This is a genomic window from Kribbella sp. C-35 (assembly GCF_046549195.1).
In the GTDB taxonomy this organism is placed as follows: Bacteria; Actinomycetota; Actinomycetes; order Propionibacteriales; family Kribbellaceae; genus Kribbella.
Map to the genome: position 1 here is coordinate 1,081,225 of NZ_JAJPWG010000002.1, position 14,913 is coordinate 1,096,137.

Sequence of the window (14,913 nt, forward strand, 5' to 3'; positions counted from 1 at the left end):
TTGACGAGAGAACGCTCGTTCTCTCCGGTGTTTGGTACTGTAGGAGAACGATGGTTCTCCGCGCAAGGTGGCGCGGGTCACGCGGGAGGTTCACCAGATGGTGCTGGACACGGCGACAGCGCAGCAGCAGGTGCTGGACGCGGCGGACGCGCTGTTCTACGAGCGCGGCGTGCAGTCGGTCGGGATGGATGCGATCCGGACGGCGTCCGGGGTGTCGCTGAAGCGGCTCTACCAGCTGTTCCCGTCCAAGGACGTCCTGATCGAGGCGTACCTGGACCGCCGCGACGCCCTCTGGAAGTCGATGCTCGCCGAGCATGTCGATGCGGCCGCCGATCCGCGCGACCGCATCCTGGCGGTGTTCGACTTCCTCGACGAGTGGTTCCGCCAGCGCGACTATCGCGGCTGCGCGTTCATCAACTCCTTCGGTGAGCTCGGCGCCGTCTCGCCGCGGGTCGCCGAGATGGCGCTCCGGCACAAGGAAGGCTTCCGGCAGGCGCTCACCCAGCTCGCCCTCGAGGCCGGCGCGGACGACCCCCACCGGCTCGCGGACCACCTGATCCTGCTCAGCGAAGGTGCGATCACCCGCGCCGCGATCTCCGGCTCGGCCGACCCCGCCCTACGCGCCCGGGAGGCCGCGACGATGATCCTGGACGCCTCACTGAAGAGCTGACACCTCCCATTGGGCAGGATGGGCGCATGCGTCTGCCCGAGCTGCTGCGATCCATCGACGGACTCTCGTACGGACAGCGCGTACGCCTGCTCGCCGACCAGGCGTCGCAGCTGGTGAGTCTCCTCGACGAGGTGGGTCGAGGTACCGCGTTCGAGCGCGTCCTCGGTCTCCAGATCGCCGAGGTCACCCGCGAAGCGTCGTACGTCAGCCGGATGCTTCGGGACCCGGATCCGACCGTGCAGTCACGGGCGCTCGCGGCGGTCGGTCGCGGGGTGCCGGTCGCGGACGACGACCTGCGGATCGTGTACGACGACGCGCCCGCGGCACTGCGCTCGAAGCTGGTGACCCTGGTACGTCGGCAGCGGCGCGAGCATCTCGCCGTACGGCTGATCGACGAGCACCGAGCGCGCTGGGGCGACGTAGCAGCGACCGGTCTGCTCGACGCGACCGATGATGCGACTGTGGCGCGGCTGCTGCCCGAGCTGGCGTACTGCGTGACGCCTGGCGGGTGGCGTCAGCTCGCGAAGCATCACCCGGACGAAGTACTTGCGTTTGCTCGTCAGACGCTCCCTGCTAACGACGAGTGGTGGCAGGGCGTCGGCCACGGCGTCACCGCGTCGCTAGAGCACGCACCGGACGCGGTCCTCGAGCTGATCAAGCAGGCGGTACCTGCGCACGACCTGCCCAGCGCAGTGCTCGACATCATCGGTCCGCTCACGGACCGGGACCCCGCAGGTGTACTGGAGCTCCTGCTCGCCCCTGACCGGCGTGGTGTGGTGACGCGGGCGCTGACCCCGGCGTTCCGGCGTCGCTTGCACAGGTACTCCGACGACGAGCTCGTCACTCTCGGACGGGTCCTCTGGCCGCAGCTGGCCACGTTCCTCGACACACTGGAGCCGTCGCGGCGGGCGGTGATCTTCGCGGCCGTAACGCAGTACGTCGACCTCGGACAGGCACAGCTGAGTACGGAGCTTCTCCAGGCGCTGCCGCATGCTGTGCGCGCGGAGCAGGCACGTCGGATGCTGGCGCTACCTGCGATCAGTGAGGACGCGTGGTGGCGGCGCAGCATCGCTAGTCACCTCCCGTTCGACGAGGCCTTCGCACTCCTCGAACCTGACGTGAGCGATCCAGACGCCGCCGTGCGCAGCTCGGTCTACCAGGGGGTCATCCAGTCAGCCGGGTATGGCAGACGGCCGGAGCAGGTGGTGCAGGCTGTCACGTGGGCGGCAGGGCGGATCCGCAACGACCAGGACACAGTGCGGCTCAACGCCGTACAGGCGGTCGCGGAGCTGCCGCCGACACTGCTGACCGATGCGTTGACCGAGTCGTTGGACACGCTGATCACGGATGCGCTGGCAGCACAGGATACCTCGTGGGCAACGCGGCATGCCTTGACGCAGCTGGCCGAGAATGCCGTCGTACAAGGCGTCTTGGGCAACCGAACCACCCTGCTGGACTGGGGCTTGCATGCGCACGCGCGACTCTCGGAGAACCGGGGCCGGATCGACTTGGATCCGCTGGTCGACAGGCTGCCGCGCGGACGGGAAGCCGCCGTGTACGAGGCGCTCCGGCCCGCGATCGAAGCAGCCGCCAAGCGCGACGAGTTCTCGCTGGCGTTCACGGTGGCCGCTGCCCTGGGCCGCCGCGACTGGACGACGGAACACCTCGAGAGTGTGCTCGAACAGGCGGTCTGGTCGGACCAGGAGCACACGTCCGAGCAGGCCTGCAGATACTGGCTGGAACCGCCCCGGACCCGGTACAACCGCCTCCGTCAGATCGTTGACCAGGACGTCACCATGGCCCGCTGGCAGCCGGTGTGGTGGCTGGTCACCGAGCACTACACCGACCTGCTCGACCCGGTACTCGCCGCGGCGGATCGGATCCGTCGCTTCGATCGCAGCAGCACGTCCTGGCAGGTGCCCGACTACGCCCTTCGCCGCTGGCTGCCGCGCCAGCAGGCCCGGTACGCCGAGCTACTCGTCCAAGCTGCCCGCGACGACCGGATGCACACGTGGTACCGGGCGCTGGCGGTACGGACGCTTGGACGCGTGCCGGTTGCGGGCAGGGCTGCGTTGGACGAGTTCCTCGGGAGTTCCGACGTACTGCTGCAGGAGGCGGCACTGGCGGCGTTGGCGTGGACAGAGCGACCTGACCTCGCTATGCCGTTGCTGCTCGCGCATGCGGGTGACGATCGGGCTCGGGTCGCTGCGTATGCGGCTAGCCGGGCGGCGCGGTTCGTTCGGCCCAGTCTGTTGCCGGGGCTGCTGCAGCCGGTGCTGACTGGTGGCCGCGTGAAGGTCACGTCGCGGAAGGAGGCGGTGCGGCTGCTTGGCGAGCTACGGGCTCCGGGAGCTAGCGCCGTACTGACGGAGGCGTGGGCTGGTGCGCATCGGGACGTGCGGGCAGCAATTGCGCGGACCGTGTCGCAGTACTTGCTGTATGACCCTGCCGCGTGGGCCGTGCTGGAGCAGGCAGTGCATGACTCTCCGGCTACTGCGACGGCTCTGACGGTACGGCGCGCGTACGACGTACCTGTGGGGTACCGGGCGCGGTACGCCGACCTGTTGATCGCTGTGACGACACGCAGCGAGCCAGAGGTTGTGGGGCCGGCGTTGCTCGCGTTGCGAGGGTGGGCGCGGTACAACCCGGCTGCTACGCGGGTCTGTGCGGACTTCATCAGCCGGCTGTCGCTGCGCAGTCGGGTGTGGCGGGACGCGATCACTGCGCTCGTCTCGTTCGTCGCTACGGATGCGCCGGCAGGGCTGGATGACGTGGTTGACGTCGCTCGGCTGCTGGTGCGGTCGGAGGCGAACCCTGCGCTGCCGAACGCGTTGCCGGATCGGGATCATCCGGCTCGGCAGCGGCTCACGTATCTGGTGAGTCAGCTGTCCTCGCAGTTCAGCCGCCGGTCGGCAGAGGACCGGCGGTACCTGCGCGTGGTTGCCGACGAACTGGTTGGCTCCGACTTTCTGGAGCTCCGGCTGGAGCTCCTGGTGCATTCGCAGTCGGCGGTCGAGCTGCGCGATCTGGTCGGTGATGATCCGTTGGCTGCGCTGAGGGCCGCTGACCTCGTCTCCGCGCGGCTGTCCGGGACTGAGCCGACCTGGACGCCGGCGGAACTGCTGCCGGTTGCCGAGTCGCTCGTCCACTCGCCTGACTTGGCATCCGGGTTGCTGGCTCACGTCCTCGTGCGCGCGGCCGCGCCCCGCGCCGGGTGGTCCACCGAATGGCGCGAACTGTTGGTTGCCCTCCGCAACCACCCTTCCCCGCCCGTCCGCCGCCGCGCCCTCGACCTGACAACCGCCCCGGAGTAGAAGCCCGAGGGTCGGTACTTGGGCTCTGCAGGGGCCGGGCTCGGATGGCGTTAGTCGGCCTGCTTCTGTTCCTCGGCTTCGCGGGCGCGTTTGCGGCGTTTGCCTTCGTGCATGGCCGCGACGCGGGCGACCGGGATGGCGCGGCCTTCGAGGAGGACGTCTTCCGGGATCTCCTGCGGGGCCGGGAGTTGCTCGGCCCACGGATCACGATCGCCGAGCAGGGCCGGGGCGCTGCGGACGGTGAAGTCGCGCGGCGTCACGCTCTCCAAGTCGTCCCAGCCGACCGGGAACGACACCGTCGTACCGGGCCGGACGCGCGGACTGTACGCCGCGACAACCGTCGCACCGCCGGACCGCGTGGAGTCGACGAAGACCTTCCCGTGCCGGTCTTCCTTGATGTACGCCGTGGTCGCGACCGACCGATCGATCTCCTCAGCCCGCGCCGCGATCGCCCGCGTGGCGGCCGCAGCGTCCTCGATCGTCACCGTGTCGACAATCGGCACGATCACGTGCACACCCTTCGCACCACTCGTCTTGACCGCACCGGACAACCCGCAGTCCGTCAACGCCTGCCGCACCAGCAGCGCGGCCTGCACCGCCATCGAGAACGTCTCGCCCTCCGGCGGGTCGAGGTCGAGCACGAGATGCGTGACGCGGTCCCAGCGATCGGCGCGCATCAACGTCGGGTGGTACTCCACCGCACGCTGGTTCGCGAACCACAGCAGCGTCCGGCGGTCGTCGCACAACGCGTACGACACCTGGCGCTTCGACGCCTCCGCCCAGACCTGCACGGTCTTCACCCAGTCCGGCGTGTACTTCGGGACATTCTTCTGCATGAACTTCGGCTGCCCCGGCCGGATCCGCACGACCGACAAGGGCCGCTCCCGCAGCTCCGGCACGATCCGCTCATGCACCGCGTCCAGGTAGTCGACGAGATCCCGCTTCCGCGCATCAGCCCCGTCGAACAACGGCTGATCCAGGTTGGTCAGGTCAACGCCGTCCCGCGTCTCATCCGGCTTACTCGCCATCCCCCGAGCTTAGCCCCGCGCCACTAGAAGCTTGTTTCACCGCTGCCGCACTACAACCCGCCACCCGTCACACAACCCACCATCGACGAGAGGTTCCGCGCGCCCGACCCGGCACTCGACCCGGTTTCAGTCTGGCATCGTCCGACGAACTCGTTGTCCCTCCAGGTGATCAGGTAGTCCCCTCACCGGCCGGCTCCATCGCGAACCATCCCAGCTGGTGACGGCCGTCCAGCAGCCGGGTCCCTGCCTCTCGCGGGTTAGAAAACCCTTATCGCCGCAGGCCGCTGACGAATAGGCTCGCGCGCATGACCGAGGGCGACTGGAGGGATAGCGGGTTCAGGCAGCGTCGGTCCTCCGCGGAGACTCTCGCCTGGGTTGCGGCGTCGATGGGTCGGGGCAGTCGCATCGTCGGCTATCGCCGGTTGACCGGTGGCGTCTGCTCCGCCGTGAATCGGCTGACTGTCGAGCGACGTGGAATGCGAACATTCGTCGTACTGCGGCAGTACCCCGGCGGGCTTGACCTGCAGGGGACCTTGGAGAAGGAGATCGCCAACCTCGGTGTGGTGGCGGGAAGCGGGCTCCCGGTTCCGGGCATCCTGGCTGCTGATGTCGCCGGTGCTTCGACGGGCGGCGCGCCGTCGTTGCTGATGACACGGTTGCCGGGGCATGTTCACCTCAATCCGGCGGAACCTCGGTCGTGGATGACGAGGATCGCGGAGCTTGCTGTACTGCTGCATTCCCTCGATCTCCCCGCGAAGGCGTTCAGGCCTTGGACGGATTCTTGGATCGCTCCTCGAGACGGGTTTCAGGTGCCGGTCGACGCACAGAAGCCGGCTGTGTGGAAGGCGGCGTTCGGTGTCATGGCGACGCCGCCGCCCAAGGACACTGCCGTCTTTCTGCACTGCGATCTCCTGCCTGTCAACATGTTGTGGTCGCGCGGGAGGATTACTGGACTGACCGACTGGAACTCCATCCATCGGGGGGCGCGCGCGATTGACGTCGGGCACTGTCGGCGATACTTGGCGGCGCTCTACTCGCCCGAGTGGTCGGAGCAGCTTCGGTCGCTCTACGAGTCGATCGCCGGGGTGACTCTCGATCCGTGGTGGGACCTTATGCCCTGCTGCACTATGACGACAGCGTGCAGAAGTGGATCCGTGGTCAGGTCGCGGGGCGCCGTCCCGTCGATGTGCCCGGCATGACGTCCCGGGTCGAGGTCGCCATCGAGATAGCCCTACGGCGCCTCGGATAACTGCGGGGTCCCTACTGGTCGCCGTTCCGGTTCTGGCATGCCGCACAGACCCCGGCGAAGGCTCGTGTACTCGGGCACTCGGGAGCTACGGGGCGAGGACTTTGAGGAGGGCGGCGAGGACTTGTTTGTCCTCGCCGGGTTGGAGGGTTTGGGGGTTGAGGGCGATGGCGTCGTCCGGTACGCCGAAGGTGCCTACCGCGATCCGCGGTTCGCCGTCCCACAGCGCCTTGATGACCTCGTCGCGGTCGCGGGTGAGGCGGAGGACGGCGCGGCTGTGGGGTTGGCCGGCCTCGCTCGGGTAGCCGCGCTCGACCGTCACGATCCCCTGCAGGCCGACGATCCAATCGTCGACAATCCGCTCGTAGGTCGCCAACAATTCGTCCTCGTCCTGCGCGAGCGTCCACTCGACCGCTGCGAGCAGACCCATCAGCTCTTCCTTCCCCACCTTCATCCCGCGGCCGAGCTCCTGCTTCGGTGACGTGTGGGCCTGCACCCGATCCACGAGCCACCGCTTCCCCAGCACGAGCCCGCTCGACTGCGGCCCGCGCAGCCCCTTCCCGCCGCTCACCAGCACCGCGTCCGCACCGATGTCCCGCGTGAACCGCCACAGCGACGCAACCGGCGGGATCTGCGCCGCCGCATCCACAATCACCGGTACGCCGAACTCGCGCGCACCCCGCACCACCTCCTCCACCGGCAACGCTCCGGTCGCGTAGTGCGCGCCCGCGAACCACAGCACGCACGCCGGCTCGCGTGCGAGCGCCGTACGCAACTCCTCGTACGACGGGCCGACCTCGACGACGCGGGCGCCCGTGAGTCGGGCCGAGTAGTCGTAACCGTTGCGCTGGCTCGCGAACATCACCACCTCGGCGTCGGTGGGGAACGCCTGCGATTCGGTGCTGATGCAGGCGGCAACCGTCAGCGAGATCGCGGCCGCGGCGCCGGACGTCACGTATGCGGCTTCGTTGTGAGTGAGCTCCGCGAGCCGCTCCCCCACCCGTTCGTTCAGCTCGGGCAGGTCGACGAACTGCGCCGCCGCGTCGTTCATCGCCTTCAGGACCGGGGCCGGCATCAACGATCCACCCAGCACCGTGACTGTGGCGTTGGCGTTGATGACAGGCCGCACGTCGAGTGGTGCGGTCATGCGACGAACTTCGACATCGCCGGCACGCCGACGCGTTCGGCCAGCCACGCGTCGAGGAAGTCGTTGTCGGTCCCGTCGAGGTGGGTGACCTGGTAGACCTCCGGATCCGGCAATGCCGACAACAGCGACCCGCACCAGTCCGCGTCGTCAACGGCAAGCAATGTCCGACCAGTGACTGCGGGAGCGTGCCGCGACGGATCGAAGTACGCCAGGGTTGTCGACAATGCGTCAGTCGACGATCCACCCCGCAGATGGTCGTTCAGCTCCTCCAGCGGATACAGGCACGACGTCAACCGCGCCTCCATCGCGCGGTAGAACAGCAGGTCCGTCACCCGCACCGTGCTGAACCCGGGCCGTCGCGCCGCCGTGAGCACCGCAAGATCGTCTCCGGTCACCGCGACCCGCGCCGGATCGACCTCCGCCAGTCCCATCAGGAACTCCGCCGCTCGTAGACAATCCGCCGCGATCCCTCGATAGACGTAGGTCGACGGGTCGTCGATCCCCATTGTCAACAATCCCGGGTAGGCGGCCGCGAACCCCTCGTCGGCGAGCCGCTGACCGCGGTGCATCAGCCCGAGGACGACGTACCGGCTCCGGTCGTTCGGGTGCGGGATGTTGTTGACACTTCCGTACCGCGGCGTGCTGAGCAGGCCGGGGAACGGGCCGTCGCCCTTCGGGATGCTGAGGTTGCCGTACACGCGGTACGGCCCGGAGCTGGTGATCCGCACCGTGTAGAACGTCGCCTCGTCCGTCGTCCGCGCCGGCACCACGTCCAGCACGGGCCGGCCGGGAATCGCCGCGAGCTCTTCGTCGACCGCGGCCCAGTAGGCATCGAACGTCATCAGGTCACCGTCCCGGGGTGAGGTGCTCGGCAAGGAAGTCCTCCACGACGCGCATGACGTCCGGCAGGCCGGCGTGGTGCGCGCAGTGCGGATAGGTGTGCAGCGTCTTCTCGCACGTCAAGGTGCGGTGCAACGCGAACCCGGTCTCCGGCGGGCAGACGTCGTCCTCGAGCCCGAGGTAGAGCAGCGTCGGCGCCTGCACCTTCGACGCGAAGTTCAGCCCGTCGTAGTACGCGACCGTCTCCCGCACCCGGTCGACGTCCTTCGGATGGATCCGCAGGTACTCGTTGATCTCCTCGTACGGGTACGACCGGGTCAGCGTCGGCGCGGTCATGATCCCGCAGAGGTACGGCGCTCCCGCCGCGACGCACCGGATCACGTCGGGGAGCAACGCGGCCGTGGAGATCCCGAGTCCACCGCCCTGACTCGACCCCTGCAAGCCGATCCGCAGATTGTCGACATCTGGACGATCAAGCAACACTTCGACCGCACGCACCACGTCGAGATAGAACCCTCGGTACCCGTACGTCTGCGGGTCGACGATGTTGTGCGTCAGCAGGCCCGGGTACCCGGGGTTGAACACGTCGTTCGAGCGGAGCTTCCCGCGCGGCGCGATCGCGAGCGCGGCGTACCCGAGTTCCGCCCACTCCTTCGGGACGGTCGGCTCGGAGATGTACCCGGGGATCGTCACCAGGCCCGGGTACGGCGCAGTGCCCGAGCGCGGCACGGCGTACCAGCCGGCGATCCGCAGACCGCCGTAGCTGGTGAAATGCAGATCGTAGACAATCACCGTGTCCGTGGAGAGCGTCGGCATCTCGGTGAGGACCGGGTCCAACGGGTACGACGCGCAGTCCGCCAGTCCCGCCGCCCAGAAGTCGTCGAAGTCGGCGGGCAGTTCGACGTCGACGGTCGCGTTCTCGGGGTCTCTCAAGAGTGTTCCTCTCGTTCGGGCGCGTGGAGTGCGGTGCCGTCGGCGGCGAACAGGTGCAGGCGGTTCGGGTTGAACCCGACGTACACCGTGCTGTCGTGACCGAGACGGAAGGGGGTCGGGACGCGGGCCTTGATCAGCTCGCCTTCGATGCGGACGGTTACCAGGACGTCGGGGCCGAGCGGTTCGGAGACGAAGACCTTCCCGGGGCGATGGCCGTCGACGGGGGTTGTCGACAATGTGACGTCTTCGGGGCGGATCCCCAAGACCACGGCCGGGTCGGTTGGTTCGGCGGGCAGGCGCAGGGTTTGGGTCAGGGCGGGCGAGCGGAAGGTGCGGATCCCGTCGACGTCGGCGAGTTCGCCGGTGACGAAGTTCATCGGCGGTGAACCCATGAACGACGCCACGAAGCGGTTCGCCGGGCGCTCGTAGATCTCCTCCGGTGTCGCACACTGCTGGACGACGCCGTCGCGCATCACCGCGATCCGGTCCGACATCGTCATCGCCTCGACCTGGTCGTGCGTGACGTAGATGAACGTCCGCGCCACGTCGACGTGCAGCCGCTTGATCTCCGCACGCATCAGCACCCGGAGTTGGGCATCGAGGTTGGACAGCGGTTCGTCGAGCAGATAGGCGCCGGCATCGCGGACGATCGCCCGCCCGAGCGCGACCCGTTGCCGTTGGCCGCCGGACAGTTCCCGCGGTTTGCGGTCCAGCAGGTCCTCGATGTCCAGCGTCCGGGCCGCCTGCAGTACCTGCTCGGAGATGGTTGCCTTCGGCACCCGCATCATCTTCAGCGCGAACCCGATGTTCTGCCGCACGGTCTTGTGCGGGTAGAGCGCGTAGCTCTGGAACACCATCGACACGTCCCGTTTGTTCGCCGGCAGCCAGCTGACCGGCTTGCCGTCGAAGAAGATGTGCCCCTCGGTTGCCCGCTCCAGCCCGCAGATCATCCGTAAGGTTGTCGACTTTCCGCAACCGGACGGTCCGACCAACGTGAGGAACTCGCGGTCCTCGACGGTCAGGTTGAGATCGCGGACGGCGGTCTTGCCGCCGAACGACTTGGTGACGCCTTCCAAACGCACTTCAGCCATGTGTCTCAGCCCTTCACGGATCCGGCGGCCATGCCCTGCACCAGCTTGCGCTGGAAGAGCAGGGCGAGCACGAGGGGTGGAACGACCGCGAGCACGCCGGCCGCGGCCATCACGGTGAACTGGGTGTTGAAGTCGGTGGCGAAGTTCGCCGCCACCACCGGGATCGTCTTCGCCGCCTTGGTACTGGTCAGGAACAGCGCGAACATGAACTCGTTCCACGCGGTCATGAACGCGAACACCGCGGCCGCGACCAGCCCAGGCGCCGCGACCGGCAGGAACACCGTCCACATCGTCCGGAACCATCCGCACCGGTCGACGCGCGCCGCTTCCTCCAATTCGCGCGGCACCGACCGGAAGAAGTCCTTCAGGATCCAGATCGTGATCGGCAACGCGAACGTCGTGTACGACAGGATCAGCGCGAGATACGTGTCCAGCAGCCCGAACGACCGCATCAGCAAATAGAACGGGATGATGATCGCGATCCCCGGCACCATCCGGGTCAGCAGGTACAGCACGAGCAGCACCTGACTCCCCCGGAACTTCAACCGCGAGAACGAGTACGCCGCGAACGTCGCCAGCACAAGGTTCAGTACGGCGGTCGCGGTCGCGACGACCAGGCTGTTCCGCAGCGAGTACGGCGTCTCCGACACGGCCCGCCCGCCGACAAGCTCCTGCGCCGCGTTCGGCCGCACGAAACCGAGATAGTTCTCCAACGTCGGATGCGTCGGAACCCAATGCGGCGGCACCGAGATCGCGTCCACCTCGTGCATGAAACTCATCGCGACAATCCAGTAGAACGGCAACACCAGATAGAGTGCGAAACCAACCGCCAGCACATACAGCACGATCTTCTTCCACGGAATCCGGTAACTCAGGGGAATGCGTACATGAGTGCTCATACTTCGAAGTTCCCCTTTCGATACAGCAGGCCGATGTAGCCGACGGAGATCAGGAGGGTGATGGCGGTGATCACCCAGGCGTAGGCGCTGCCCAGGCCGAAGTCGGTGAAGGTGAGGACGGTCTGCACGTCGAGGAGCGCGATCGTGGTGGTCGCGTCGCCGGGGCCGCCGCCGGTGAGGACGTAGATCGTGTCGAACGCGCGGAACGCGTTCATCGTCTCGAGGATGAGGACGATCAGGAGCGGATGGAGGAGCCACGGAACGGTGACCTGGGTGAACCGTCGCCATGCGCCGGCGCGGTCCACGGTCGCGGCGTCGTACAACTCCGAGGGGATTGTCGACAATCCGGCGAGCAGGATGATGACCGAGAACGGGAGCGTGTTCCAGACCTGGGCGAGCGCCGTGAACAGGAACGCGCCCGTGCCGGACGTCAGCCAGGCGTGGTAGCTGTCGATCAGCCCGAGTTGTTGCAGCAGACCGTTCAGTGCGCCGGTCTTCGCGTCGAAGATCGTCCGCCACATCAGGCCGTTCACCACCCCGGGCATTGCCCAGGGCAACAAGGCGAGGCTGAGCAGCAGACCGCGGCCCCGGAACCGTTCGTTCAGCACCAGCGCCAGGATCAGCGCGAGTACGACGGTCAGCCCGAGCACCACGAGCACGAACAATGCCGAGACCTTCAGCGCGGACAGGAAGGCCTGGTCGCTGAGCAGTGCCTTGTAGTTGTCGAACCCGATGAATCGCTTGGCCCGCGGGCGTTTCAGGTTGTTCTTCTGCAGGCTGACGTAGAACGAGTACCCGATCGGATAGGCGACCAGCAGGGCGATCACCGCGATCGCCGGAGCATTCAGAGCCCAGGCCTTCGCGTTGTCGCCCAGCGGCCGGCGTTCAGCGGACCCGATCCCCTTGAGCACGGCCATCCCTCTGAGCACGGCCATGCTCAGGAGTACTTCTTCTTGAGCGTCTCGGCCGACTGCGCGAGCGACGCGACCGCGGCCGATGGCTGGGTCTGGTTGCTCAGCACGCCTTGCACGACCTTGTGCATCTCGGTCTCGAACTCGGTGTACCAAGGCACCCCGAGAACGTTGCGCGGCTTCGCGATCTCGGCCAGGTGCGTGTAGATCTTCGGATCGGCGAACTTCTTCAGCGCCGCGGTGATTGTCGGATCGTTGACCATCGCTTTGTAGGCAAAGCCCAGTCCGCGCTGCAGGAACCAGAACTTCGCGGTGTACGGCTGCTTCTGGTCGTCGTACCCGCCGAGGTACGTGAGCAGCTTGAACGCGTTGTCCTTGACCTCGGTGTCCTTCGCCAGGCCGTACATCCGGGTGTTGCTGACGGTCCCGTGCTCCTTGCCGTCCAGGCTCGGCACGAGCCCCATCCGGATCTTGCCCGCGGCCTTGGACTTGGCCGGGTCGTTGTAGTCGCGGCTCGCGTAGCGGGCGCCGATCGTGTACGCGTACCGGTTCGCCTTCATCGCGTTGTCGACCGGCACCGGCAGCAATTGCAGCGACGCCGGATCGATCACCTTCGACTTGGTCGCGGCCTGCTGCAGCCAGGCGAACACGTCCTTTGTCACCGTGTCAGAGGTGTTCATGATCGGGTTCTGCTGATCGTCGAACATGTTCCCGCCGCTGCCGAACAGCAGCGCCCACACCCAGGACCACCAGGTGTCGGACAACTGCGCGGGCACACCGATCGGGTACTCCAGCAGACCGGCGTTCTTGATCTTCAGGGCCTGCGCCTCGAGCTCCTCGAGGCTGGCCGGCGGCTTCGAGATCCCTGCCTGGGCGAGGATTCCGGCGTTGTACGTCAGGCAGGTGGCATCGGTGTAGTACGGGAGGCCGTACCGCTTCCCGTCGTACGTCATCGCCTGGGCGTTGCCGGGATAGATCGCGTCGTAGACCTCGTCGACGCCGGCCATCCCGTCGAGAGGTTGCAGGTAGTCGCCCTCGACCCAGGCCGCGAGCGAGTCGTCGTACACGTAGAGCGCGTCCGGTCCGCCGCCGCCGGTGAACTCGGCGACGACCTTCTGGACGTACTGCGCACTCGTGATCGGGGTGTAGTTGACCTTGATGCTGCTGTTCTTGGTGAAGCGGTCGAGGTTCTGCTGAACCAGCGCGGCTTCGTAGTCCCAGCCTTCGAACTTCACGCTGCCGTCGCCGGAACCACCTCCCGAGGAGGAGTCGTTCGAGCAGGCGGACAGCAGGGCAGGGCCGGCCAGTCCGAGACCGGTCAGCTTGAGGATGTGGCGGCGGGTGAGCTCCATGGTTGTGCCTCCAACGCTTGGGCGATGCGCAGTCGGTACAGACGCGTCGGGCGTCCTTTGGCGTGGTGCTGGGCGGTTCCCTCGACGCTCACCAGGCCGCCTGCGTCGAGAGTCCGGATCAGGCGGCGTCCGCTCTGGTCCGTGATGCCGAGATGACCGGCAAGCTCTCCAGGCGAGAGCGTGCGGCCTTGTAGTTCGTGGTCCAGCGCGGCCAGCCGGGAGACGGTGGTCGCGCTCAGACCGACGTACTTCGCGAGTTGTTCGACCTCGTCGCCGTGCTCGCGGTACGAGAACCGCAGCGCCTCACCGACCGGACCCATCGGGCCGATCACGACACCGCTGTCCTCGAACAGGTACGCACACGGTTCGTCGGCGAGCTCGGCGCGCGCGGCCGCCTGCTCGGCGAGCAGCACGCAGTTGCGGGCCGACACACCGACACCGAAACCGGCCGAGATCTGTGCACCGAGCGCCACGGCGGCCTCGGCCAAAGCGGGTACGGCGACCCAGTTGCGGGTGATGCGCTCGAACAACGCCTTGTGGGCGAAGACGACGACACCGCGACGCCCGCGGTTCTCGATCCAGGCGCCGGCGAACTCGGGAGTGTTGAGCAGGTGGTTCATCAGGCCGATCCGGGCCCGTTCCTCGTCCGCCGACGCCTCGATCAGGAAGACGCCTGCAGCGAAGCGTTGCGCACTGGCCCGCTCGGACTCGATCCGCAGCGCGAGCTCGTGCAGCTCGGTACGGATCGTGGCCGGCACCGGCATGCCGCTCATGATCTGGAGCGAGCCGGCGAGTTGTTCGCGTACGGCGGCGCGCACGCTGATCACGTAGCTGCGCTCACCGAACCTCCGGTACGCGGCCTGGTGGAACGCGACGATCTCGTCGACGCTCTGGGTCGGTGCATAGGGCAAGCAATCGATCTGGTCCTGATCGAGGTCCAGCGCGGTGGCCACTGCTTCGACCGCTTCGGCCGGGAACGTGTCGATGCTGACCGGCGTACGGCCCCAGCCGCGTTCCTGCGCACGGTAGAGCGCGAGCGTCAGGTCGAGCGCCGACGAGCGGATCACCCCGACCGGCAGGCCGGGCGGGAGGAGTTCTTGGCTCGCGGTGTACGGCACCGGGCCGGCCAGGAAGCCGTCGAGTCGCGTCGTACTCAGGAACTCGGCGACCTTGTCGCGGATCTCGTCCTCGTGGTCGTAGCTGACCCACTCGAGATCCACCCCACCCAGCGTGCGCGCGGCGTCGTGGAACAGCTCGTGGTGGGTCACATGGGTGACGACCCCGATCACGATGTCCACGGCACTCCTTTACGAACCAGGTTCGGCGGTATCTGATTTACGAACTACGTTCGGAAGTGACTCGTAAATGCATTGCCGTCAAAGATCGCGTGATTCCGGCGGTCAGGTCAAGGGATTCCGCCTGGCAGGAAGCTGTCGCCCGGACTGCGCACGCCGATCCGCCCGGCTAGGCCCCGACCCCGGC

12 protein-coding genes are annotated in these 14,913 nt (G+C 67.3%); 3 read left to right on the plus strand and 9 right to left on the minus strand.

Going from position 1 to position 14,913, the window contains the following annotated elements:
* Positions 1 to 97: 97 nt before the first annotated feature.
* On the plus strand, positions 98 to 670 hold the full coding sequence (locus ACLJOO_RS17650; protein WP_410788248.1) for a TetR/AcrR family transcriptional regulator: 573 nt from the start codon (positions 98 to 100) through the stop codon (positions 668 to 670).
* A 26-nt stretch (positions 671 to 696) separates the two neighbouring features.
* Positions 697 to 3,984, plus strand: coding sequence for a hypothetical protein (locus ACLJOO_RS17655; protein WP_410788249.1), 3,288 nt, complete (start codon positions 697 to 699; stop codon positions 3,982 to 3,984).
* A 50-nt stretch (positions 3,985 to 4,034) separates the two neighbouring features.
* On the opposite strand, the gene ligD is transcribed toward ACLJOO_RS17655, so the two are convergent.
* Positions 4,035 to 5,012 carry a non-homologous end-joining DNA ligase gene (gene ligD, locus ACLJOO_RS17660; protein WP_410788250.1) on the minus strand — a complete coding sequence of 326 codons (978 nt, stop codon included), beginning with the start codon at positions 5,010 to 5,012 and terminating at the stop codon, positions 4,035 to 4,037.
* 305 nt (positions 5,013 to 5,317) lie between these two features.
* On the opposite strand from ligD, the gene ACLJOO_RS17665 reads away from it, so the two are divergent.
* The gene (locus ACLJOO_RS17665) at positions 5,318 to 6,211 is read left to right on the plus strand and encodes a phosphotransferase family protein (protein ID WP_410788251.1); all 894 of its coding nucleotides are present in this window, start codon (positions 5,318 to 5,320) and stop codon (positions 6,209 to 6,211) included.
* A gap of 135 nt (positions 6,212 to 6,346) precedes the next feature.
* Here ACLJOO_RS17665 and ACLJOO_RS17670 read toward each other — a convergent pair whose 3' ends face one another.
* The 8 genes from ACLJOO_RS17670 to ACLJOO_RS17705 are packed head-to-tail and all read right to left on the minus strand — an operon-like array spanning position 6,347 to position 14,729.
* The gene (locus tag ACLJOO_RS17670) at positions 6,347 to 7,405 is read right to left on the minus strand and encodes an aminotransferase class V-fold PLP-dependent enzyme (RefSeq protein WP_410788252.1); all 1,059 of its coding nucleotides are present in this window, start codon (positions 7,403 to 7,405) and stop codon (positions 6,347 to 6,349) included.
* Entirely contained in the window at positions 7,402 to 8,247 is an 846-nt protein-coding gene (locus ACLJOO_RS17675) for an acetylxylan esterase (protein WP_410788253.1), read from the minus strand. Before ACLJOO_RS17675 ends, ACLJOO_RS17670 begins: the two co-directional genes overlap by 4 nt.
* A gap of 4 nt (positions 8,248 to 8,251) precedes the next feature.
* Positions 8,252 to 9,178 carry an acetylxylan esterase gene (locus ACLJOO_RS17680; protein WP_410788254.1) on the minus strand — a complete coding sequence of 309 codons (927 nt, stop codon included), beginning with the start codon at positions 9,176 to 9,178 and terminating at the stop codon, positions 8,252 to 8,254.
* Complete coding sequence (locus ACLJOO_RS17685) at positions 9,175 to 10,269, minus strand: ABC transporter ATP-binding protein (protein WP_410788255.1); 1,095 nt, start codon at positions 10,267 to 10,269, stop codon at positions 9,175 to 9,177. The genes ACLJOO_RS17680 and ACLJOO_RS17685 overlap by 4 nt, the downstream gene beginning before the upstream one ends.
* A 5-nt stretch (positions 10,270 to 10,274) precedes the next feature.
* Complete coding sequence (locus ACLJOO_RS17690) at positions 10,275 to 11,168, minus strand: carbohydrate ABC transporter permease (protein WP_410788256.1); 894 nt, start codon at positions 11,166 to 11,168, stop codon at positions 10,275 to 10,277.
* The gene (locus ACLJOO_RS17695; protein ID WP_410788257.1) at positions 11,165 to 12,103 is read right to left on the minus strand and encodes a carbohydrate ABC transporter permease; all 939 of its coding nucleotides are present in this window, start codon (positions 12,101 to 12,103) and stop codon (positions 11,165 to 11,167) included. The genes ACLJOO_RS17690 and ACLJOO_RS17695 overlap by 4 nt, the downstream gene beginning before the upstream one ends.
* A 2-nt stretch (positions 12,104 to 12,105) precedes the next feature.
* Complete coding sequence (locus tag ACLJOO_RS17700; RefSeq protein ID WP_410788258.1) at positions 12,106 to 13,431, minus strand: extracellular solute-binding protein; 1,326 nt, start codon at positions 13,429 to 13,431, stop codon at positions 12,106 to 12,108.
* Complete coding sequence (locus ACLJOO_RS17705) at positions 13,398 to 14,729, minus strand: hypothetical protein (protein ID WP_410788259.1); 1,332 nt, start codon at positions 14,727 to 14,729, stop codon at positions 13,398 to 13,400. Before ACLJOO_RS17705 ends, ACLJOO_RS17700 begins: the two co-directional genes overlap by 34 nt.
* Positions 14,730 to 14,913 lie beyond the last annotated feature (184 nt).

Bases quoted from the DNA above. Each gene is read 5' to 3' on its own strand.
- ACLJOO_RS17650 (WP_410788248.1), top strand. From the start codon at position 98: ATGGTGCTGGACACGGCGACAGCGCAGCAGCAGGTGCTGGACGCGGCG.
- ACLJOO_RS17655 (WP_410788249.1), top strand. From the start codon at position 697: ATGCGTCTGCCCGAGCTGCTGCGATCCATCGACGGACTCTCGTACGGA.
- ligD (WP_410788250.1), bottom strand. From the start codon at position 5,012: ATGGCGAGTAAGCCGGATGAGACGCGGGACGGCGTTGACCTGACCAAC.
- ACLJOO_RS17665 (WP_410788251.1), top strand. From the start codon at position 5,318: ATGACCGAGGGCGACTGGAGGGATAGCGGGTTCAGGCAGCGTCGGTCC.
- ACLJOO_RS17670 (WP_410788252.1), bottom strand. From the start codon at position 7,405: ATGACCGCACCACTCGACGTGCGGCCTGTCATCAACGCCAACGCCACA.
- ACLJOO_RS17675 (WP_410788253.1), bottom strand. From the start codon at position 8,247: ATGACGTTCGATGCCTACTGGGCCGCGGTCGACGAAGAGCTCGCGGCG.
- ACLJOO_RS17685 (WP_410788255.1), bottom strand. From the start codon at position 10,269: ATGGCTGAAGTGCGTTTGGAAGGCGTCACCAAGTCGTTCGGCGGCAAG.
- ACLJOO_RS17690 (WP_410788256.1), bottom strand. From the start codon at position 11,168: ATGAGCACTCATGTACGCATTCCCCTGAGTTACCGGATTCCGTGGAAG.
- ACLJOO_RS17695 (WP_410788257.1), bottom strand. From the start codon at position 12,103: ATGGCCGTGCTCAGAGGGATGGCCGTGCTCAAGGGGATCGGGTCCGCT.
- ACLJOO_RS17700 (WP_410788258.1), bottom strand. From the start codon at position 13,431: ATGGAGCTCACCCGCCGCCACATCCTCAAGCTGACCGGTCTCGGACTG.